The following is a 20522-nucleotide window of genomic DNA, read 5'->3' on the forward strand; positions in this document are numbered from 1 at the left end:
CTATGGATCGGGCGTGAGACGAGCCGGAGAAAACGACGCGAGCACGCGACGATGCCGCGAACCGGCCCACTTGGTGCGATAATGCCGGTTTTGCCGAAAAGGCCCTCGTAATTCTGAAATTGGAGAACTCTCCCGGGCCAACAGTACCAAGGGTGGTCCACAGATCGTGGCCCACTCCATGGCCCACTGACACGGTTGACGTCATCAGCTAGAGCGCGGGCGTCGCGCTCGCTGTGAAGCCGCAGGCCGGACAGAGCTGGACGATCACATCGTCCACCAGGGAGCCCTCCAACGGCGTGCCATCAGTTGGGCAGGTGTAGCGATCCTCGTACGGGCGCTTTACGTTCTTCCTCAGGATCGAGACGAACCGATCCGCGAAGCTCCCGAGGACCTGATAGTCCCGGATCAGGTCCAGGATCTCCTGGTAGGAGAACCTGTCGTATTCGACGTGACGTTCGCCCGGCTTCATGGATCGCTTCATCACCATGACGGCGTCGTCCCGCCACATCCAGACGCCGTGCACGAGATGATTCCGCGTTTCAACCAGAGCCGCTAGGCGATCTGCTAGTTGCTCTGTGACCGGGGGGTAGACAGTAATCCCTCGTACGGCGGCGACTAGCCGTTTCCCACTCGCCGCCCAGTCCGGGGTTGACTGCCCGAGATGGGTCGCGTCCGGGTTGGCCAACACCACAGCCTCCCCGAGCACGTCGTCCAACCATGCGGAGTAGAACGTCAAGCGACCGAGGAGCACGGCGACCGCATCGGGCAGCGGAATCCACTCGTCCGGAACAGCAGGTTCGACCATGACTAGACGCTATCGGCAGAGGTCCTCGACCTGGCCGACTAGTCGTCGGACATGATCTTTCCGTTGTCTTCCATCCACACGCGCTTGCCCAGGCTCACCCGCGTGGCGACGTTGGTGAGATCCGGATCAGTCACGTTGGCACCGTTCCCCACTGCGGCCCAGCGGGCGCTCAGCGCGTTCTTGATGACCTCAACGTCCTGACCGGAGTACTCGGTGGAGATCCCATCGAGCACCGCCTTCAGCTTGTTCAGTTGCTCCTGCATCTGGCGCGGGAAGTCGGGGTTCATCTGGAAGTCCATGGGGGCCGCCTCTCTGTGTAGCCCGGACGTTACTCCCAGCCACCGGCAACCGTGCGAGACCCGCCGCGAGCGCGGATCTGGGGATAACCCTGTGGACATCTAGCGCGTATGCAGCAGTAAATTCGAATTACTACGAAGTACGCGCTAACCTGGGATTTTCGTCCTTCCGAGCGGGTCGATCAGCAGGTAGTCTCAGCGTGAACCCGTCCAGAGGCAGGCATGGAAATGCCGCCTCAGTCCTGGCAGACACGAGGCGGCAGAGAATTGGATTTCCGATGTCCAGCGTACCCGCCGACGCCGACCCCCGCACCCCTCGAAGGGTGCCCATCCTGTACAGGTCCGATGACCCCAGGTTCGGAGGTCAGCACCCGCAGCCGCGCAAGCTGACCCTCTTGGAGATGCAGCGCGACGTTAGCGCGACCACGTCAAATAAGGTGCGGGCGCGCGTCGAGCTGACAGGCATGCAGAGCACGTCAGATAACCCCTCTTCCCAGGGGGAAGGTAGAGCTACCGACGCGGGGACGCTCTGGACCTTCTCTGCGTTGTCCACGAGAGCCCGCACAGCCGGACGGCAGCAGCGGCGAGCGCTCCGGTTCCCCGCTCTCCGTCCCATGTACGCGAAAGAACGCCGCGACCTGAACGGCTTCGTAGCGCGCAAGGCGAAGAGCTACCGCGGTGATGTGTGGGCGTACCTGACCAACTGGGGCTACCGGACCTTGAACGATCTCGACGGCGCTGGATTCGCACCACCGTCGCATGCTGACCTGGCCGACCTCTTCGAACGCCGAGTTCTGGAACGCGGGAGAACCTTCTACCCGCTGTACTCCAACCGCGGTCGCGGCATCAGCACCCCCGACGTCGAGACGATGGCCGAAGCCGCAGCGACAGCGGTCCTGAGGGACTGGTCGCCTGACTGGATTCGCGAAATGAGGGAACGCGGACGGCGCGGGGGCAAGAAGTCGAAACGACCACCGACGTGGACCAACGAGGACCTCGACAGACTCGCATCACTGGAGGGCATGACTGTCGCTGAGCAGGCGTCAGAGATGAGCGTCTCGATGAGCACCGTGGACCGCATGCGGCGGGCGCTCCGGCAGCGTTAGCGCGACCGAGCAAATAAGCGCGGCGGCATCCGTCGTTCGAATCACTCGGAGCACGGTGCGGCCGATACTCGGGATGTCATGAGTACTTCAGCGATCACCCCAGCTCGGCCCCGTCGCGGGCGTCCCTGTGGTGTATGCAGCCTTCCCGCTGAGCAGCGCACTGCGCTGGAGAGTGCTCTCGCCGCGGGGGCCTCGATTTCCAGCATTGCCAGGCAGCCATGGGCTCCTGGCCGAGACAGCATCCGCGGGCACATCGCAGCCGGTCACCTTCCCCAGCAGCTCCAGGGTGCCGTGGAACGTCAGTACGGCTTGGACTCCAGCAGCATCGCGGCTCGCGTCGTGGACGCAGCACAGCGAGCGCGAGAGACGGCCCTCGAAGCTCTGGAGAGCAACAACCACACCATCGTGCTCCGAGCCGGTGACGCCGAGGTGCGAGCCCTGAGCATGTTGTCGGCCATGGGCGAGACCAGCGAGCAGGAGATCCAGCTCCGAACGATGTTCCGTGACGTCGCCACCGCAGTCATTCGAGTGGCGCGTCGAGACCCGGCGACGGCGGAGATCATCGCCGCAGAGCTGGATCGGATGCACCGTCCGGCCATCGCGGACGACATCCGCGATCAGTTCCCCGATTCGGAAAATGAGGTTAGCGCGTGACGAACACATATGAGACTGAGCCCGCTGGAGTCGCCCGACTCCGTGAGGCCCGTGAACGACTGGCCGCAGCCCGCGAGCAGACCGAGGCGGCGAGCGCAGCAGCACCGCTTCCCGTTGTGCCCGGTGACACCTTCCACGCCGTCCTGGGCGGGTGCACGATCTCGACCGGCGCGGGATTCATGGCTTCTGCTCACATCACCCGTGCAGGCGAGAACATCATCGTCACTCAGAAGATGATCGATGCGAGTTTCAGTGCGTCCGGTCGCTCCTGGATGGCGCTCCTGGGCGACGACGGCGCACAGGTCGAGCGCTGGGGAGCTGTCCGCTTCCGTCTTGGCCAGGCACCCGCTGACGCGCCCACGTGGAACAACCATGGCGACGTCGAATGGACCCGAGCACGCAAGGCAGCGAAGGCCGAAGCGTGGGCGCACCCGACCGCAGAGGCCCGTGCAGCCGCTCTCGCAGCCGTGAACGAACGGTTCGGCCCCCTTGCATCGACAGCTACCTACTGGGTGCAGGAAGACCCGTTTGCCGCAGCAGCCGCAGCGCAGCAGAAGGCCCTGGATGAGGGCGGGATCAGATTCTCCCAGCACGTCGAAGCACGAGAGGCCGGAGTCAAGGGGGAACGACGATGAGCGGCCCGGCATATGGCAACAAGAACCGAGCCATCCACCGCGCCGTCGTGGACCTCGCAGCGTCCTACCTCGATGCCGAGGGCATCACGGCAATCACGAAGCGTCGTGCATCGACCATCTCGGATGCCCTAGCCGACGACATCGTCTTCGCGCCGGATCTCGCCGTCGAAGGCGTTCACCTCGACGTGTCCAGCAAGCTCACCCACAAGCTCGCGGAGGATCTGGAGAGCGCCCAGAGGGCCGCAGCGATCAACGGCACCCTCGCGGCTGGATTCGTGCAGTGGCGGGGTGACAAGGAGATCGATCAGGCGTACGTCGTGACCTCCCTGGCTCATTTCGCGAAACTCATCCGCGGCGACCATCTGACGCCGCCCTAACCTCGATCTCCTCATCGCCGGTTCCTTGGACCTTGCTCGGACCTTCGCCAGCGATGAGGCGCGGATACGGGTGACTCGAAACACCCCCGCACAAGGGGACCGCCCGACCGCGTCGCGAACGGCGGTCCCCGCCCCCTCAACTCCGACCGGCCCGCATACAGCACGGGACCGCCCGCGGGCCGGTCGGACTCTGAACCCCGACCCCCGCGTGTTTCACACACCAACAACTAGGTGGGCTGACAGGAAGGCGCGCGGGGGCCGGTCCAATCCCACTTCTCGGAGGACGCCATGACCAGCCGTCACGGACGCAAGATCCACCCGTTTCGCACATCGGGTGTCAATGAACCCGGGTACTCTCGTCCAGCTCAGCAGCCCACGCAGCAGCCCGCACGTGAGCCTGAGAGGCCGAAGAGTCACTTCCTCACGATTGGGCACGGCCACAACGCTCAGCGCGTCCAGGCGCGTCTAGACGCCGCCACTGACGTCACTCTGGGCGATCCGCCCCGCATCGCCGCAGCGCACCCCGCGGTGACCGTACATCTCGACAGCGTGCCGTTCCGTCTGCCCCTCGGCTGGGCGTTCTCCGCCAGCTCACCACGGGGCAAAGATGTGCTGTACGCCCTCGATGACAAGCGCGTGTTGCACGTGCTCATCGTGGATGGAAACGGCGACGTTCGCGAGATCCAGGGCATGCCCGCGGATCTCATTGCAGACCTCATCGCCTACCGCTTCCCAAGGCGTGGACGATGAGCGCGTCCGGGGGCCGCATGGGCGGCGCTCCAGGCAGCGCTGGCTTCGGCGTGCCACCGGACGCCAACGTCGCGGCGTTCGACCATGCGATTCTCCCGTCCTGTAGATAGCCGAGCCGATAAGGTCGGCGCATGAAAGAAACGCCGCTCGACATCGCCCCTGGCGACATCGTCTACCTCGCTCTCGCTAACCCCCTGAGGTTGGACGATGATGGCGGGGGTGAAGACCTTCGCTATGAGATCCGTGTGCAGGTTGATTCGGCGACGGTGCTTGGTCTCACGTGCCGGAACTCGTGGATCGAGCCCGGACCAATCGTGCCCTCAGCGTTCGAAGACGCCGAGTACATGGGTGGCGGCGGAAAATTGGAGTTCTTCCCGTGGTCGGCGGTTGTCCGCATGAGCTTGCTCTACACGTTTGCGGAGTACGAAGAGAAGTGGGATGGGCGGCGGTAGCTGTCCGATGTCCTGATTTCGGACAGTCGTTCCATCGGCACAGAATCGAGTCCCCGCAGGTCCTCGAAAGTGTCGCAGAAGTATGTCCGAAAAATATCTGTCCACTATTGACGAATGCGCCGAATATCGGACAGACTGATTCCATGACCACTTCTAGCACCGCTCGCACCTTCGGCTACGTTCGCGTCTCCACTCGTCGCCAGACGGTCGATCAGCAGATGGACGCGCTCCTAGCCGCTGGCGTTCCCGCCGACAACATCTACGGCGACGTCATCTCGGGGGCCAAGTGGGATAGAGACGGCCTGTCCTCCCTGCGCAAGCTGATGCGCTCCGGCGACACCCTCGTCGTCGTCGCTCTCGACCGACTGGGCCGCTCGCTCTCCGAGATGGTCAAGCTCTTGGAGTGGATCGTGTCCGAGGGCATCGAGCTTCGCTCTCTCCGCGAGGGGATCGACCTCACCACGCCCACGGGCCGCATGCTCGCAGGGATCTTCGCCAGCCTGGCCGAGTACGAGCGAGCCCTCATTCTGGAGCGGGCTGAGGCCGCACGGGATGCAGCTCGTGCCCGTGGGCGTCAGGTGGGACGCCCGAAGAGCATGACCGCTGAGCAGATCGAGAAGGCGCGCGCGCTCCTCGCCGCCGACTGGAGCCGCGTCCGTGTCGCCAAGGAACTGGGCGTCTCTCGCGCCAGTCTCTACAGGGAGATCCCGGCCTGATCGCGATGAGTCACTATGCCGTGACTAGCTCGCATTTGTCGATCCATCGAGCGAGGATGCTCAGCGTCGCGAGTTGCTCCAGAGCCTCCTGCTTGGGCAGGTCCTCCGTCGAGTGGGTCGCTGTGTTCCTGATTGCAGCGAAGGCACCCTGCGCCATGTTGAGCATCCCGACCCGCATGGACTTCACTGTCAGATCCTCATCCTTCCCAGGCCATCGGAGGCGTGGCTTTCCTTCCTGGGCGGGAGAGAGCGAGAAGGCCTGTGCGACAAGCTCACCGTCTCCCAGCTCGTAACGCCCCGTGAGGTCCTTCACGTGCCCGCTCAGGGCGGTAGCGGCCCGCTGGACGGCATCCGAGTAGTGGCCGGACTCCCAGCGCCCTGAGGCAGCTTTCCAGATCGTCGGATGCAGCGCGTCGGCCTTCATCGAAGGGGCCGTCGTACCCAGCTTCGCGCGAGTCTCGGCACGTGTCTTCACTACGGCGAGCGCGTGCTCAGCGAACTCGATACCCTCCTCCAGCCAATACGCCTTATCGGATCGCTTCATCAGGCTCGGAACGTCGGTGCGACCTAGAACGCGCTTGATGATCGCGTGCACCTGGGGGGAGGCGTCTCGCAGCTCGCCATAGTGCTGGTCAGACTCGCGCGTGAATCCGTACGTCGTGTTCGCCCCGTTGTAGAAGCCGCGAATCCTTGCCGCGCGAGCGGTCTCGATCCACCACTCCAGGCGTTCCTTTACCCACTGCTCATCCATGTTCTGGTTGCTCCTCAGCGACGACGCCGGATGAACGCCTTCAGGGCGGCCTCATAGCGCTTGCTCACGGCTTTTGTGATCTCGAACTCGATACGCATGGTCAAGTTGACGTTCTCACCTGCCAACAGCCGAGCCGAGATCCCGTCCATGTTCTGGTGGTATGACGCCACGAAGGCGTAGATGGCCTCGATGGGTTGGCTCGCGTATTCCGCCAGCGCCTGAAGCAGCTCGCGTCCGTCATCGCTCTGCGCCGCGGTGCTCCGAATCCGATGCGACCAGTCCAGGAGAGCCTGGTAGACCGCGATCATCCGGGACGCCAAGTGTTTGATGAGGCCGGGGTCGCCCTGCACTCCTGGCGGACCGAAGGCCGCGACCTGAGCTGGACCGAGTAGAAGATCCTCGATGCTCTGCGCCAGGGCGAGCAATTGAGCCTGTTGCGACTGAACGAACGCGACTAAAGAGTCTTCGGGGATGGTGTTCGTGGGCAGCGCGAATCGAATGCGGTGATCGTTGAAGGCGTCCTGGCGTGCATCGACTCCATCGCGCAGCCAATACGCGAGAGCCATGTACTCCCACGCCGGGGGCCGCTCGCCCAACATCGTCGCGAACTCTGTATCCGTCCGCGGAACGCGACCGTTGAACTTCCGCTCGCCGGAGGTCGCAGGAACACCCAGCTTCGCCTTCAGCGCGTTGGCCACGCCCGTGGGCGTCTCTCTGAGCCCGTCCAGATAGCCGATGGTGGATCTCACACCGGGGAGTTCGGTCGAGTCCAGGCGGACGGGTAGAAGATACGGCGATGATGCCTGCATGGCCCGTGCGAGCACGCTCCGGCGTTCCAACCGAGTCCACGGTTTGGCGGCGTAGTGCACAGAGACGAACATCATCGCGTATCGCGCACGGCGCTCGTAGATGTCCGCAAAGAACTCCGGTAGATCCGCGCCCCACATCTCCGACTTCGCGTCCTCGTCGTAGAAGACGGTGAAGCCGGACGCTTTGATCTGTGCAACTACCGCCTCCACGAAGGCGCGGTCTTCTCCGGCGAACGTGACCGCAACGTCGTAGTCGTGAGACATATGTGATTCCCCCTTGTGCGTATCCCGAGGCTACTAGGCGGCACGTTGGGGGCTGATCTCAGTGTTCGCGTCGAGCACGAGGCCGAGCATTGGACTCAATCGTCGGCGGACGCCTCCAAGATCGCCAAAGCCTTGATGCGCACCTTCCGACGTCGCTCGATTGCTCGTCGCATGCGCGCGGCATCCTCGGGATCTGTTGCCGGATCGAGTGCAGCGCGCTCCTCCTCATGATGCCGCTCTGCTTGCTCATGGGCTTCGCTGGCAGCACGAGCAAGCTCGATCAGCAGTTCCACGTCGTGCCGCAGCGCGTAGTTGAACTCCAGCTCCAGCTCGTCGCAGATGGCCTGCGCGCGTTCGGCGCTCGTCATTGCTTCTCGTCGGATGATCTCGTCAAAGTCCAAGGGCGCGCTCATGCGAATGCCGCCTCCATCGCCTTGACCACGGCGCGGTCCCGATCACGAGAAGCGTGCTGATAGCGCAACGCCGTCCTCATGTCGCTGTGTCCACCCCTCTGCATGATCTCAGCGAGGGTAGCGCCGTACTGGCCGAACGTCGTGAGCGCGAGGTGTCGGACGTCGTGGATAGTCATGGCCTCTAGCCCGCGGGATTCTCGGATGCTCTTAAACAACCGCCGCGCGAAGTCATAGTGCATGCGACCTCCGCGGCTGTGAACAAAAAGAGGCTGATCTCCCACCCGGTTCGAGCTGGCGATGTGCACCTGGATGGCCTCCAGGGCCTTCTGGGGGAGCGCAAGGATGCGCACCTGGTCCGGGTGGGCCTTCGTGCCTTCCATGCGCGTGGTGCCGACCATGTGACTCTTGATCGTCACGTCTCCGTGGTTCAAGTCGATGTCCTCGACGTTGAGCGCCAGGGCTTCGCCGACTCGACAACCAGAGCCCACCAAGAGCCACAGGAAGGCACGTTCCTGATCGGTTGCCGCCGCGTCGTGGAGGACGTGGAAGTCCGCCATCGACCATGTCGGCCTCCGCTTCGACTTGGCAGCGCTCACCTTCTCAACCACGCACGGGTTGGAGTCGATCTCACCCATGATGACCGCGCGCCGCATGATGAGCGAGAGCACGGAGTACCGCTGTGCGTTGCTCGGGGAGTCCACCGGCAAGACAGTGTTGAACCATCGGTCCACGTCTCTGGACTTGATGTCTCGGAGCTTGGTCTGGCCGAAGGTCGGGATGATCCATCGCTGGAGCATCAGGTTGTAGTTCTTCCACGTGTTGTGGGTGACTCGGCGCTTCCGGTCCAGGAGAGTCCGCTCAGCGAAGGTGACGAAGAGTTCACCGCCTCGGGTGCGGTCCTCGATGATCTTGGGCTTCTGGCCTCGGGAGATCTCCAGCTTCGCCTGGGCGACGGCCAGGTCTCGCTCTTCCTTGGTGTCGAAGTACCCCAGGTCGATGCGCTTCTTCTGTGTCGGGTCCCAGACCCTCCCGCGGGGCTTTTCTGTGCTCATAATGTTGCTCCTCTCTGACCGTGCTACGCCGTTGAGAGAGCTGCGAGACACCTTCTGCGCCACCGACTTTGGTCCACCCGCTGTGGCCCACCGCCCCGACATGCCATGAGATGACTGGGAAGTAGGACGAACGGGTGCAGCGTGCGATAATGGCCTGTGATGCATCGCTCGACGTTGTCGTTGTGGGCATCGACGCAGACTTCGGGGCCGTATGCCCCTCGCGACCAGAGCCATGAGCCGGTCGCACACCGAATGAGTTCGCGGCACCTGTAGGAGCCGCATGAGATTTGGCGGACACGAAGTGTCCGCCACGAGGAGCACGCCAGAGATGGCCGACGAGAACAATGACTACGACGCCCCTACCCTCGATTTCTCTGCGGATGCTGACGCACCCGAAGAGGTAGTCGCCGACGCTCCGGAGGCTGGCGGCACGCCGGACGCCGCGGAGAGCGGCGAGGGCGAGGCATCCGCCGCGGAGGAAGTTCCTGCTGTGGAGGATGCTCCTGCTGTGGAGGACGCTCCTGCTGTCGAGGACGCTCCTGCTGTCGAGGACGCTCCTGCTGCTGAGGAAGCTCCTGCTGCGGAGGAAGCCCCTGCTGCTGAGGAAGCTCCTGCCGCGGAGGACGCTCCCGCTGCTGAGGATGTTCCCGCAGCGGACGAGAAGCCCGCGGGCGAGAAGGCTCCCGAGCCCGAGGCGCCCCAGGTGATCACCGCGGTGTCGCTGGGGCTCCTCCCCGAGGTCTTCGTCTCGCAGGTCTCGACCCAGCTCCACTTCTACGCGCCCGAGGTCGTGCCGCTGCCGGCACGCCCCGGTCGCGAGCGCGTGTTCGACCGCATCGCCGAGCGCGAGCCCGACGACTCCGCATCCGGCCGTCGTGGCCGTCGCCGTCGCGGAGGCTCGGACGACGCAGACCAGCGCGAGCCGCGCGAACAGCGTGACGAGCCCCGCCAGCCGCGTCAGCGCGTCGTCGAGTACATCACCGAGCCGAAGGCGATCAAGGGTTCGACCCGTCTCGAGGCCAAGAAGCAGCGCCGTCGTGACGGTCGTGACGCCGGTCGTCGTCGACCGGTCGTGACCGAGGCCGAATTCCTGGCTCGCCGCGAGTCGGTCGACCGCAAGATGGTCGTCCGATCGAAGAACGGTCGCACGCAGATCGGCGTGCTCGAAGACGGTGTGCTCGTCGAGCACTACGTCGCCCGCAACCAGGACGCGTCGCTGATCGGCAACGTCTACCTCGGCCGCGTGCAGAACGTCCTCCCGAGCATGGAGGCCGCGTTCGTCGACATCGGTCGCGGCCGCAACGCCGTGCTGTACTCGGGCGAGGTCGACTGGGACGGCGTGGAGACCGGGAACCAGCCCCGTCGCATCGAGCTGGCCCTCAAGGCCGGCGACCGCGTCCTCGTGCAGGTCACCAAGGATCCGGTGGGCCACAAGGGTGCGCGTCTGACCAGCCAGATCTCGCTCCCCGGCCGCTACCTCGTGTACGTGCCCGGCGGTTCGATGAACGGCATCAGCCGCAAGCTGCCGGACAACGAGCGCACGCGCCTGAAGCGCATCCTCAAAGAGGTCCTGCCCGAGTCCTCCGGCGTGATCGTCCGCACGGCGGCCGAGGGTGCCACCGAAGACCAGCTGACTCGCGACGTGCAGCGACTGACCTCCCAGTGGGAGCACATCCGCAAGCAGGTCGAGAACCAGCAGGCCCCAGCACTGCTGCACGCCGAGCCGGATCTCCTGGTCAAGATCGTGCGTGACGTCTTCAACGAGGACTTCACGAAGATGCTGATCCAGGGCGAGGAATCGCAGCGCACGATCCGCGCGTACCTCGAGAGCGTCGCCCCCGACCTGCTCGAGCGCGTGGAGTCGTACGAAGAGGAGACAGACCCGTTCGACGCGTTCCGCATCACGGAGCAGATCGAGAAGGCCCTCGACCGCAAGGTCTGGCTGCCCTCGGGCGGCTCGCTGGTCATCGACCGCACCGAGGCCATGACGGTCGTCGACGTCAACACGGGCAAGTTCGTCGGCTCTGGGGGAAACCTCGAGGAGACCGTCACCAAGAACAACCTCGAAGCCGCAGAGGAGATCGTCCGCCAGCTCCGGCTGCGCGACATCGGCGGCATCATCGTCGTCGACTTCATCGACATGGTGCTCGAGTCGAACCGCGACCTCGTGCTGCGCCGCCTGATCGAGTGCCTGAGTCGAGATAGGACCAAGCACCAGGTGGCCGAGGTCACCTCGCTCGGTCTCGTGCAGATGACCCGCAAGAAGCTCGGTCTCGGCCTGCTCGAGACCTTCAGCGAGGCATGCGACGTGTGCGCCGGTCGCGGTGTCATCGTGCACCACGACCCCGTCGTGAAGCACCGGACGAGCAGCAACGGCAACGGCAACGGCAGCAGTGGTTCCTCGTCGAACCGTCGCCAGCGCGGTGGCAACGGGCAGAACCAGAGCCAGAGTCAGAACCAGGCCCCGGCCGCGGTGACGACCCACAGCATTCCCGAAGGCGCGAAGTCAGCCCTCGCGCAGATCGCAGCGTCGACTCGTGCTCCCAGCGCCGAGGAAGAGGCTGCAGCCGATGTCGTAGCCGCGGCTCCGGTCGAGGCGTCCGCTCCGCAGGAACGCGCGAAGAAGCCCCGCAAGAAGCGGGGTGCCGATCGCAACTCTCCGAAGTCCCCGGCTGAGGCGCTGCTCGACTCGGTGCTGGACGCGCTTCCGGAGCCGAAGGCTCCTGGGCAGGGACGCGGTCGTCGCCGCGTCTCGACGGCTGCTCTCACCGGAACGCCGGTCTCGGTGAACTCCGAGCCGTCAGCGCCGGTCGCGGGCGGGGATACGCAGTCCTGACGCGATGAGTCTGCGCACCAGCTCCTTGCCGCCGACGTGTTGCGCGCCGGCGGCGATGAGCCGGGGGACGAGCTCTTCCGGCACGTCGTAGTGGTCGAGGTCGAATGCCCGCGCAGGCACGTCGTGCGACCTCGCGAAGGAGTGGAGCTCGTCCAGGTTGTCGTCGCTGACGAGGTGAGCCCACAGCCGCCCGTGCGCGGGCCAACGGGGGTCATCGACGAGAACGGTCATCTCGTCAGCCTATGGCCGGACACACCGGACGGCGCGTTTTGCCACAGTGTCCCGGATCCGGTAAAGTAGTCCCTTGGTGCGTATGCCGCGTCGTCCTGGACGGTCGATGCGGAGAGTCTTGCGTTCGTACCCGTCGCCCCCCGCGACGCATGCAAGCAACAGTCTTCCCGTGAGATCTCGGAGCTGCGAGCTCCCCAACGAAACAGGTATGAAGTGGTTTACGCAGTAGTGCGCGCCGGTGGGCGGCAGGAGAAGGTCGAGGTCGGCACGATCGTTCAGCTCGACCGTGTCAAGGCTGCCCAGGGCGAGAAGATCGAGCTGGCCGCAGTGCTGCTCGTCGACGGCGCCACGGTGACCACCGACGCTGACTCGCTGGCGAAGGTCAAGGTCACGGCTGAGGTCATCGGCAACCTCCGCGGCCCGAAGATCATCATCCAGAAGTACAAGAACAAGACCGGCTACAAGAAGCGCCAGGGCCACCGTCAGGAGCTCACGCGCGTCAAGATCACCGGCATCAAGTAAAGACCGAGGAGACCAGGACATGGCACATAAAAAGGGCGCAAGCTCCACCCGTAACGGTCGTGACTCCAACGCTCAGCGACTTGGCGTCAAGCGTTTCGGTGGACAGCAGGTTCTCGCCGGCGAGATCATCGTCCGCCAGCGCGGCACGCACTTCCACCCCGGCGTGAACGTCGGCCGTGGTGGCGACGACACGCTGTTCGCTCTGGCCGCCGGTGCGGTCCAGTTCGGCGCGAAGGGCGGCCGCAAGGTCGTCAACATCGTCGCCGCTGCTGAGTGATCACAGCACGACAGTAGACATCCGATTCGGGGCGGGCTTCGGCCCGTCCCGAATTTCTGTTTGAGGCCGAATTTCTGTTTCAGGCCGACTTCGGTTCTAGGCCGAAATCATCATTGAGGAGTGGGACATGGTCAGTTTCGTCGACACCGTGACGCTGCATCTGCGCGCGGGCAAGGGCGGCAACGGCTGTGTCTCGGTGCACCGCGAGAAGTTCAAGCCGCTGGGTGGCCCCGACGGCGGTAACGGCGGCGACGGCGGCGACGTCGTCCTCGTCGCTGACACCCAGACGGGAACGCTTCTCTCTTACCACCACTCGCCGCACCGCAGCTCCGGCAACGGCGGGCCCGGCATGGGCGACCACCGCGCGGGATTCATGGGCGAGGACCTCGAGCTTCCCGTTCCCGTCGGCACCGTGGTGAAGAACCCGGCCGGTGAAGTGCTGATCGACATGATCGAGCCCGGTGAGCGGTTCGTCGTCGCGAAGGGCGGATACGGCGGCCTCGGCAATGCGGCTCTCGCGACTCCGAAGCGCAAGGCGCCCGGATTCGCACTGCTCGGCACACCCGGCACCGAGGGCGATGTCATCCTCGAGCTCAAGACGGTCGCCGACGTGGCCCTGGTGGGCTACCCCTCGGCCGGCAAGTCGAGCCTGATCGGCGCGATCTCTGCCGCTCGTCCGAAGATCGCCGACTACCCGTTCACCACGCTCCATCCGAACCTCGGAGTCGTCCAGGCGGGAGACTCGCGCTACACCGTCGCTGACGTCCCCGGTCTGATCGAAGGCGCGAGCGAAGGACGAGGCCTCGGTCTCGAGTTCCTGCGCCATGTCGAGCGCTGCACGGCTCTCCTGCACGTGCTCGACTGCGCGACGCTCGAGCCGGGACGCGACCCGATCTCCGACCTCGACGTGATCCTCGGCGAGCTCGCGGCGTACGAGGTCCCTGAAGGTCAGACGCCTCTGCTCGAGCGCCCTCAGCTCATCGCGCTGAACAAGATCGATGTGCCTGAGGCCCGTGACCTCGCCGACCTCGTGCGCCCCGACCTCGAGGCACGCGGCTTCCGAGTGTTCGACATCTCCACCGTCTCGCATGAGGGGCTGCGTCCGTTGACCTTCGCGCTCGGCGACATCGTCGACGCGCACCGTGCCGAGCTCGCGGCCAACGAGACGCCGCGCGAGCGTGTCGTCCTCCGCCCGAGGGGCCCCAAGAAGGGGTTCGAGATCCGTGTCGAGGGCGGCACCTATGGCAACCTCTACCGCATCCTCGGTGAGAAGCCGGTGCGCTGGGTCCAGCAGACCGACTTCCAGAACGAGGAAGCCGTCGGATTCCTCGCCGACCGTCTCGAGAAGCTCGGCGTCGAGGATGAGCTGTTCCGCCTCGGTGCGGTACAGGGATCGACCGTCGTCATCGGCGAGGGCGACAGCATCGTCTTCGATTGGGAGCCGACCATGACCTCCGCTGCAGAGCTCATGGCCGCTCCGCGAGGCACCGACCCTCGTCTGGCACCGAACAGCCGTCGCACCACCTCCGAGCGTCGCGAGACCTACTACGAGCGCATGGACGCCAAAGCCGAGGCCCGCGCCGAGGTCGAGGCTCAGCGCGTCGCGGCGTACCGCGAGGACGGGGAGTGACCGCTCGCACCAGGGCGGACCTCGCCACCGCCTCGCGCATCGTCGTGAAGGTGGGGTCGTCCTCCATCAGCGGAGAGTCGTCCTGGCGCATCCCCGTGCTGGTGGAGGCGCTGGCCGCGGCTCATGCGCGCGGCGCCGAGGTCATCCTGGTGTCGTCCGGAGCGATCGCCACCGGCATCCCGTTCCTGCGTCTCGACGCGCGACCCACCGATCTCGCGACGCAGCAGGCCGCGGCAGCCGTCGGCCAGAACATCCTCGTCTACCGCTATCAGGAGTCGCTTCGTCCCTTCGACATCGTCGCGGGGCAGGTGCTGCTCACCACCGGCGACCTCGAGAATCCGACTTCGCGTTCGAATGCGCGTCGGGCCATGGAGAGGCTGCTCGGTCTGCGCATCCTCCCGATCGTGAACGAGAACGACACGGTCGCGACTCAGGAGATCCGCTTCGGAGACAATGACCGCCTGGGCGCGCTCGTCGCGCAGCTCATCGAGGCTGACGCTCTCGTGCTGCTCAGCGACATCGAGTCGCTCTACACGAAGCCTCCGTCCGATCCGACGGCCGAGCCGATCGACGTCGTCGCACCGGATGCCGACCTCTCGGGCCTCGAGTTCGGCTCGACGGTCGTCAACAGCGTCGGCACCGGGGGAGCGGCCACCAAGGTGTCGGCTGCGCGGCTCGCCGCGGCCTCCGGGATCGGCGTGCTCGTGACCAGCGCAGACCTGGTCGATCAGGCTCTCTCGGGTGCCGACATAGGGACCTGGTTCGAGCCGGCGCTCTCCTAGACTGGGCGGATGACCGACCAGACTCCGCAGGTGCGCCTGGAGCGCGCCAAAGAGGCGTCCCGCGCCACCGCCGCGCTTACCAGCGACGACAAGGCGCGCGCTCTCGAGGCGATCGCCGTCGCCCTCGAACACAGCGCGCTCAGGATCATCGAGGCCAACGCACTCGACATCTCGCGGGGTCGGGCCGACGGCATCGGAGATTCGCTGATCGACCGGCTGCGCCTCGACGAGAAGCGCGTCACAGCCCTCGCCTCGGCGGTGCGTGACGTCGCTGCGCTGCCGGACCCCGTCGGACGAGTGGTCGGCGGACACAGGATGCCGAACGGCGTCGCGCTCGAGCAGGTCAGGGTGCCGTTCGGGGTCGTGGGAGCGATCTACGAGGCGCGCCCCAACGTCACGGTGGACATCGCCGCGCTCGCGCTGCGGTCGGGCAACGCCGTCGTGCTGCGCGGAGGCAGCGCCGCGCGCGACTCGAACACCGTGCTCGTGCAGATCATGCGGGATGCTCTGGAGAGTGCGGGTGTCACAGCCGAGGCCGTGCAGACGGTCGACGACTTCGGGCGCGACGGCGCCAAGGCGCTCATGCACGGGCGGGGATTCATCGACGTGCTCATCCCTCGCGGCAGTGCAGGACTCATCGAGACGGTCGTCACGGAGTCGACGGTGCCCGTCATCGAGACCGGTGCAGGCAATGTGCACATCGTGCTCGACGAGAGCGCGCCGGAGGACTGGGCCAGCGACATCGTCGTGAACGCCAAGGTGCAGCGTCCCAGCGTCTGCAATGCGGTCGAGACGGTACTCGTGCTGCGCCAGGCCGCTCCTCGGCTGGTGCCTTTGGTCGCGAGCGCCCTGCAGAGCGAGGGCGTCGCGATCCACGGCGACGACATGGTCGCCGGACTCGTCTCGAACGTGATCCCCGCGACCGAGGAGGACTGGGAGACGGAGTACCTCAGCCTCGACATCGCGATCAAGGTCGTCGACACGCTCGACGACGCGATCGCGCACATCCGTCGATACAGCACCGGGCACACGGAGTCGATCGTGACCACGGACACACGCAATGCGGAGCGCTTCCTCGCCGAGGTCGACTCCGCCGTGGTGATGGTCAACACCTCGACCCGCTTCACCGACGGAGGCGAGTTCGGGTTCGGCGCTGAGGTGGGCATCTCGACCCAGAAGCTGCATGCGAGAGGGCCGATGGGGCTTTCCGAGCTGACCAGCACGAAATGGCTGGCGCGCGGGTCGGGGCAGATCCGCGGCTGAGGGCTAGACTAGGGGACGCTGTGGCTCCTCGTGAGTCATGCCCGCCAGCCACGAAACGGAGTCAGGATGAACCTCGTCGCACAGATCGCGATGGCCGCTGCCGAAACCGAGCATCACGGCAATGTCCAGCTGGAGACGCTGATCTTCGGCGTGATCGCGATCATCGCGTTCGCTTTCCTCGGCCTCGTCACGCTGTCGTACAAGAACGTCGCCAACCGTCACTCCGCCAAGGCCGAGGCCTGGGCGGCGAAGCACGGCAAGGACGGCCACGAGGCAGGGCACGGCCACTAGGCCCCTATGGACGACACGACCTCGCGTCCCGCGCGCATCGGTGTGATGGGCGGAACTTTCGACCCCATCCACCACGGGCACCTGGTCGCCGCCAGCGAGGTCGCGCACTCCTTCGATCTCGACGAGGTCGTCTTCGTCCCGACGGGACGCCCCTGGCAGAAGCCCGAGGTCACCCCGAGCGAGCACCGCTACCTCATGACGGTCATCGCCACGGCATCCAACCCGCAGTTCACCGTCAGCCGGGTCGACGTCGACCGCGAGGGCCCCACCTACACGATCGACACTCTGCGCGATCTGAAGAAGAGCCGGCCCGACGCCGAGCTGTTCTTCATCACCGGGGCCGACGCCGTAGCGCAAATTCTCAGTTGGAGGGACCATGATGAACTGTGGGAGTTGGCCCACTTCGTCGCGGTCTCACGTCCAGGACACGTCCTGAGCACTGACGGCCTCCCGAGCGACAATGTCAGCCAGCTTGAGGTGCCGGCGCTGTCCATCTCGTCGACGGCCTGCCGTGCGCGGGTCCGTGAGGACGAGCCGGTCTGGTACCTCGTCCCCGACGGAGTCGTTCAATACATCGCGAAGCATCATCTGTATCGGAGCAAGGCATGAGTACATCGGATCGGCAGGATCAGGGTCCGCTGACGCGCAAGCAGCTGCGTGAGATCCGGTTGACTGGTTCCACGCCTGTCATCACCCCGGAGGAGGCTGCGGCGGCCGCCGTCGCGGCACCGCCCGCTCCGCCGCTGCCCAGCGCAGACGAGCCGGTCGAGCAGGACGAAGCGTCGAGCGCTCCCGTCGCAGATGCTGTGGCTCACGACGAAGCGGTTGTCGCCTCCGGCGAAGCGGTTGCGACGTCAGGCGAAGGCGCTGCCACGTCGGACGAAGCGGGTGCCGTTCCGCTGACGCGACGTCAGGTTCGCGAGCGCGAGCTCGCCAAGACAGGTTCCGTTCCGGTCGACGGTGGAGATGAGACCGATGGCGCGGCCGCGGAGGATGCCCCCGCCGATGACGCTCCGGCAGAGACCGCCGCCACGGCAGAGCCTCTGCTCGACAATCCGGCTCTCGCGGCCGCGGTACCCGTGTATACCCCGACCGTGCCGGCAGACGACATCGACGATGCTGATGACGAGGTCGACGACGAGGTCGCTCACACCCCGGTAAGCGCCTCGACGAGTGTCGACTCCTCCGGAGAGATCCCTCTCGCTCCCGCTGCGGGAGAGCCGGCCGACGAGACGGACTCCGAAGCGGATGCCGCGGCCGCCGTCGCAGAGCTCGGCATCGAGGTCGACTCTGCGGACGAGCACGACGAGATCGACCCCGATGATGTCCTCGCTGACGTCGACCGCAAGGATGACGCCGACCTCTCGGACGGCGAGCACCCGACGGTGAACCCGGCGTTCGGCCAGGGTCTCCTCAGCGAGGAGGCCGACATCCGCAAGCCCTTCTCGCCGTCGTTCGACGAGCTGCTCACGGTCGGCGACTCGACCGGTTCGCAGCACCTCGCTCCGAACACGCTGATCTTCAATCCCTCCCCGGGCGACGGCTCGCTGTCCGGTCCTGTCGCCTCGACCGGTGAGATCCTCGTGACCGGCTCCTATGAACTTCCCAAGGGCCTCGGCTCGCAGGGCCACGCGCACGGCACCACCGACGGCAAGGACGTCGACGCCGTGCTCATCGACGGCGAACTGCCTCCGGCATCCTCGCCCACGCCGATCGCCGCCAGCGCGGCCGTCAGCACCATCAAGCCCGCAGGCGAGGTCATCCGCCCACCCGCCCCCGAAAAGGGCAACAAGCTCATGCTCATCCTCGCGATCGTGGCGGGTGGTCTTGCGCTCGCGCTGGGCGTGTCCCTGATCGTCGCCTTCACCACGAATGTGTTCTGATGCAGTCACCTGAAAACGCCGTTGAGATGCTCCAGCTCGCGGCAGACGCCGCCGTCTCGAAGGGCGGTGAGGATCTCGTCGCGCTGAACGTGTCGGAGCCGCTGCCCCTCGTCGACATCTTCCTGCTCGTCACCGGAAACAGCGAGCGCAACGTCGCCGCTATCGCCGATGAGATCGAGGACAAGCTGATCGAGGCAGGGCACAAGCGTGTCCGTCGCGAGGGTCGTGCGGAGGCCCGTTGGGTGCTCCTCGACTTCGGCGACCTGATCGTGCATGTCTTCCACCAGGAGGAGCGGGTCTACTACGGCCTCGAGCGCCTGTGGAAGGACTGCCCCGTGGTCCCCTTCGAGCTCGCCGACCCCGCCGCTGCAGACCGCAGCTGACATGAGCGTCCACCTGATCACCGGTGCCGGGTCCGGCATCGGTGCCGTACTGGCGCGCCGTCTGCTCGACCGGGGTGATCAGGTCGTGGTGCTCGCACGCGATGCGGGTCGCGCCAAAGAGATCACCGCTGCGCTTCCTGGGTCCTCTGCGATCGTCGGCGACCTCGCTCAGCCGGGTCGGTTGTCGTGGGCGTTGTCCAAGCAGGCGGCTCTTCCCGAGCGCATCGACTCACTCGTACATGCGGCGGGAGTCGTCGACCTCGGATCGGTGGCAGACCTGCCGGCGAACCTGTGGGAGCGTCAGCTCGCGGTGAACCTCGTGGGACCGGCAGAGCTCACGCGGCTGCTGCTGCCCGTGCTGCGCGTCTCGCGCGGCCGTGTGGTCTTCGTAAACTCGGGTGCCGGTCTGCACGCGCATGCGGGCTGGTCGGCCTACGCGGCTTCGAAGCATGGTCTCAAGGCGCTGGCAGACTCGCTACGCGCCGAAGAGGCCGAGCACGGAGTCCGAGTGACCTCGATCTACCCTGGGCGCACGGCGACCCCCATGCAGGAACGGGTGCATCAGCAGGAAGGTCGTGATTACGACCCGAAGCGTTTCATATCGGCGGATTCGGTTGCGACGACCATCCTGACCGCGCTCGATCTTCCCGATGACGCCGCCCTGACAGACCTGACGATTCGCCCGACGGGCTGACCTCGAGGCTGGTTCCGCCTTCCGACCCTGTCAAGGGGGTATCCGCCACAGCGTCCACGATGGATGATCTGCTGGGGGAGAGAAGTCTTGGAGGGCTGTTGAATGTCTGGAGATCCAGAGCCTAGATATGTGCTGCGTCGTGTCACCGCATCGGAATGGGTGATCAACGACCGGCGGTACGACACAGATGATCCACGGCACGTCGTTGCCTGCGTCTACGAGGCGGATGGCGGGGTCGAGGTCGTTCGACTGCGCGACCTGCCACTCGAGGCCCGCTATGCGAACGCGTCAGAGGTGCTCGAAGCCGTCGCGCGCGCCAAGGATCCGAGCAGAGCGACGCGGCCGATCGTCATTCCGTCTCATCCTCCGCTCTTCGCGAGCTGAAGGCGTCGAGCGGCGGGATCCGGTAGCGAACCCCGCCGCGCGCTGAGTTCAGGCTCCGTCGTCGGACGCCGGTCGTTCTGCAGCGAGGCGATCGGCCTCGGCGCCGTCGACCTGATCGGCATCGACGTCCGTGTCGAGGACGGCTTCGCCGTCGACCTCGCGCTCGGGAACGCCTGTGGGGTCGCCGTCGTCAGGCAACGGGACCAGTGGTGGGGTCGGTGTGGACATGATGGACTCCTCTCGTGTCATCGTGACCACACGCTAGG

At 65.7% G+C, this 20522-nt stretch carries 27 protein-coding genes; 19 read left to right on the top strand and 8 right to left on the bottom strand.

Annotation, left to right across the window (positions count from 1 at the left end; genetic code table 11):
* Nucleotides 1–208: 208 nt before the first annotated feature.
* Nucleotides 209–805: a hypothetical protein gene (locus ACQ4LY_RS13000; RefSeq protein WP_431072096.1), complete on the bottom strand. Its 597-nt coding sequence runs from the start codon at nt 803–805 to the stop codon at nt 209–211.
* 38 nt (nt 806–843) lie between these two features.
* Nucleotides 844–1104 (bottom strand): hypothetical protein, encoded by a 261-nt coding sequence (locus tag ACQ4LY_RS13005; RefSeq protein WP_431072098.1) that lies wholly within the window; start codon nt 1102–1104, stop codon nt 844–846.
* Nucleotides 1105–1379: 275 nt separating this feature from the next.
* Here ACQ4LY_RS13005 and ACQ4LY_RS13010 point away from each other — a divergent pair, with 275 nt between their 5' ends.
* The 7 genes from ACQ4LY_RS13010 to ACQ4LY_RS13040 all read left to right on the top strand — a co-directional run bounded on the left by ACQ4LY_RS13010 (nt 1380) and on the right by ACQ4LY_RS13040 (nt 5791).
* The gene (locus tag ACQ4LY_RS13010) at nt 1380–2207 is read left to right on the top strand and encodes a hypothetical protein (protein WP_431072100.1); all 828 of its coding nucleotides are present in this window, start codon (nt 1380–1382) and stop codon (nt 2205–2207) included.
* A 339-nt stretch (nt 2208–2546) separates the two neighbouring features.
* Entirely contained in the window at nt 2547–2861 is a 315-nt protein-coding gene (locus ACQ4LY_RS13015) for a hypothetical protein (protein ID WP_431072102.1), read from the top strand.
* A complete protein-coding gene (locus ACQ4LY_RS13020; RefSeq protein WP_431072104.1) occupies nt 2858–3496 on the top strand; it encodes a hypothetical protein in 639 nt (212 codons plus the stop codon). The genes ACQ4LY_RS13015 and ACQ4LY_RS13020 overlap by 4 nt, the downstream gene beginning before the upstream one ends.
* Nucleotides 3493–3873, top strand: coding sequence for a hypothetical protein (locus tag ACQ4LY_RS13025; protein ID WP_431072106.1), 381 nt, complete (start codon nt 3493–3495; stop codon nt 3871–3873). Before ACQ4LY_RS13020 ends, ACQ4LY_RS13025 begins: the two co-directional genes overlap by 4 nt.
* Before the next feature lie 288 nt (nt 3874–4161).
* Nucleotides 4162–4623, top strand: coding sequence for a hypothetical protein (locus ACQ4LY_RS13030; RefSeq protein ID WP_431072108.1), 462 nt, complete (start codon nt 4162–4164; stop codon nt 4621–4623).
* Nucleotides 4624–4754: 131 nt separating this feature from the next.
* On the top strand, nt 4755–5075 hold the full coding sequence (locus ACQ4LY_RS13035; RefSeq protein WP_431072110.1) for a hypothetical protein: 321 nt from the start codon (nt 4755–4757) through the stop codon (nt 5073–5075).
* A 143-nt stretch (nt 5076–5218) separates the two neighbouring features.
* Entirely contained in the window at nt 5219–5791 is a 573-nt protein-coding gene (locus ACQ4LY_RS13040; protein WP_431072112.1) for a recombinase family protein, read from the top strand.
* A gap of 13 nt (nt 5792–5804) precedes the next feature.
* Here the strand turns inward: ACQ4LY_RS13040 and ACQ4LY_RS13045 are convergent, their stop codons facing one another.
* The 4 genes from ACQ4LY_RS13045 to ACQ4LY_RS13060 all read right to left on the bottom strand — a co-directional run bounded on the left by ACQ4LY_RS13045 (nt 5805) and on the right by ACQ4LY_RS13060 (nt 9080).
* Nucleotides 5805–6542, bottom strand: coding sequence for a TIGR02391 family protein (locus ACQ4LY_RS13045; protein ID WP_431072114.1), 738 nt, complete (start codon nt 6540–6542; stop codon nt 5805–5807).
* A gap of 14 nt (nt 6543–6556) precedes the next feature.
* Complete coding sequence (locus ACQ4LY_RS13050) at nt 6557–7615, bottom strand: toll/interleukin-1 receptor domain-containing protein (RefSeq protein WP_431072116.1); 1059 nt, start codon at nt 7613–7615, stop codon at nt 6557–6559.
* A gap of 95 nt (nt 7616–7710) precedes the next feature.
* Nucleotides 7711–8028, bottom strand: a complete 318-nt coding sequence (locus ACQ4LY_RS13055; protein WP_431072118.1) for a hypothetical protein — start codon at nt 8026–8028, stop codon at nt 7711–7713.
* A complete protein-coding gene (locus ACQ4LY_RS13060; RefSeq protein ID WP_431072120.1) occupies nt 8025–9080 on the bottom strand; it encodes a tyrosine-type recombinase/integrase in 1056 nt (351 codons plus the stop codon). The genes ACQ4LY_RS13055 and ACQ4LY_RS13060 overlap by 4 nt, the downstream gene beginning before the upstream one ends.
* Nucleotides 9081–9408: 328 nt before the next feature.
* Here ACQ4LY_RS13060 and ACQ4LY_RS13065 point away from each other — a divergent pair, with 328 nt between their 5' ends.
* Nucleotides 9409–11916 (top strand): Rne/Rng family ribonuclease, encoded by a 2508-nt coding sequence (locus tag ACQ4LY_RS13065; RefSeq protein WP_431072122.1) that lies wholly within the window; start codon nt 9409–9411, stop codon nt 11914–11916.
* Here the strand turns inward: ACQ4LY_RS13065 and ACQ4LY_RS13070 are convergent.
* Complete coding sequence (locus tag ACQ4LY_RS13070; RefSeq protein ID WP_431072124.1) at nt 11881–12147, bottom strand: DUF4031 domain-containing protein; 267 nt, start codon at nt 12145–12147, stop codon at nt 11881–11883. The genes ACQ4LY_RS13065 and ACQ4LY_RS13070 overlap by 36 nt on opposite strands.
* 213 nt (nt 12148–12360) lie before the next feature.
* Between ACQ4LY_RS13070 and rplU the strand changes: the two genes are divergently transcribed.
* From rplU to ACQ4LY_RS13125, 11 genes are all read left to right on the top strand, one after another.
* Nucleotides 12361–12669: a 50S ribosomal protein L21 gene (gene rplU / locus ACQ4LY_RS13075; protein WP_028501602.1), complete on the top strand. Its 309-nt coding sequence runs from the start codon at nt 12361–12363 to the stop codon at nt 12667–12669.
* A 19-nt stretch (nt 12670–12688) separates the two neighbouring features.
* Complete coding sequence (gene rpmA, locus ACQ4LY_RS13080; protein ID WP_028501603.1) at nt 12689–12946, top strand: 50S ribosomal protein L27; 258 nt, start codon at nt 12689–12691, stop codon at nt 12944–12946.
* Between the two features lie 127 nt (nt 12947–13073).
* On the top strand, nt 13074–14576 hold the full coding sequence (gene obgE, locus ACQ4LY_RS13085) for a GTPase ObgE (RefSeq protein WP_431072127.1): 1503 nt from the start codon (nt 13074–13076) through the stop codon (nt 14574–14576).
* On the top strand, nt 14573–15358 hold the full coding sequence (gene proB, locus ACQ4LY_RS13090; RefSeq protein ID WP_056516726.1) for a glutamate 5-kinase: 786 nt from the start codon (nt 14573–14575) through the stop codon (nt 15356–15358). Before obgE ends, proB begins: the two co-directional genes overlap by 4 nt.
* Before the next feature lie 9 nt (nt 15359–15367).
* Complete coding sequence (locus ACQ4LY_RS13095; protein WP_431072130.1) at nt 15368–16621, top strand: glutamate-5-semialdehyde dehydrogenase; 1254 nt, start codon at nt 15368–15370, stop codon at nt 16619–16621.
* A gap of 66 nt (nt 16622–16687) precedes the next feature.
* Nucleotides 16688–16912, top strand: coding sequence for a hypothetical protein (locus ACQ4LY_RS13100; RefSeq protein WP_431072132.1), 225 nt, complete (start codon nt 16688–16690; stop codon nt 16910–16912).
* A gap of 6 nt (nt 16913–16918) precedes the next feature.
* On the top strand, nt 16919–17521 hold the full coding sequence (gene nadD, locus ACQ4LY_RS13105; protein WP_056307178.1) for a nicotinate-nucleotide adenylyltransferase: 603 nt from the start codon (nt 16919–16921) through the stop codon (nt 17519–17521).
* A complete protein-coding gene (locus ACQ4LY_RS13110; protein ID WP_431072134.1) occupies nt 17518–18795 on the top strand; it encodes a hypothetical protein in 1278 nt (425 codons plus the stop codon). Before nadD ends, ACQ4LY_RS13110 begins: the two co-directional genes overlap by 4 nt.
* A complete protein-coding gene (rsfS, locus tag ACQ4LY_RS13115) occupies nt 18795–19178 on the top strand; it encodes a ribosome silencing factor (RefSeq protein WP_431072136.1) in 384 nt (127 codons plus the stop codon). The genes ACQ4LY_RS13110 and rsfS overlap by 1 nt, the downstream gene beginning before the upstream one ends.
* Nucleotide 19179: 1 nt before the next feature.
* Complete coding sequence (locus ACQ4LY_RS13120; RefSeq protein WP_431072138.1) at nt 19180–19872, top strand: SDR family oxidoreductase; 693 nt, start codon at nt 19180–19182, stop codon at nt 19870–19872.
* Nucleotides 19873–19974: 102 nt separating this feature from the next.
* The gene (locus ACQ4LY_RS13125) at nt 19975–20256 is read left to right on the top strand and encodes a hypothetical protein (protein WP_431072140.1); all 282 of its coding nucleotides are present in this window, start codon (nt 19975–19977) and stop codon (nt 20254–20256) included.
* A 48-nt stretch (nt 20257–20304) separates the two neighbouring features.
* Here ACQ4LY_RS13125 and ACQ4LY_RS13130 read toward each other — a convergent pair whose 3' ends face one another.
* Nucleotides 20305–20484, bottom strand: coding sequence for a hypothetical protein (locus ACQ4LY_RS13130; protein WP_431072142.1), 180 nt, complete (start codon nt 20482–20484; stop codon nt 20305–20307).
* Nucleotides 20485–20522: the final 38 nt, after the last annotated feature.

Source organism: Microbacterium phyllosphaerae, assembly GCF_050628115.1.
Lineage (GTDB): Bacteria > Actinomycetota > Actinomycetes > Actinomycetales > Microbacteriaceae > Microbacterium > Microbacterium phyllosphaerae_A.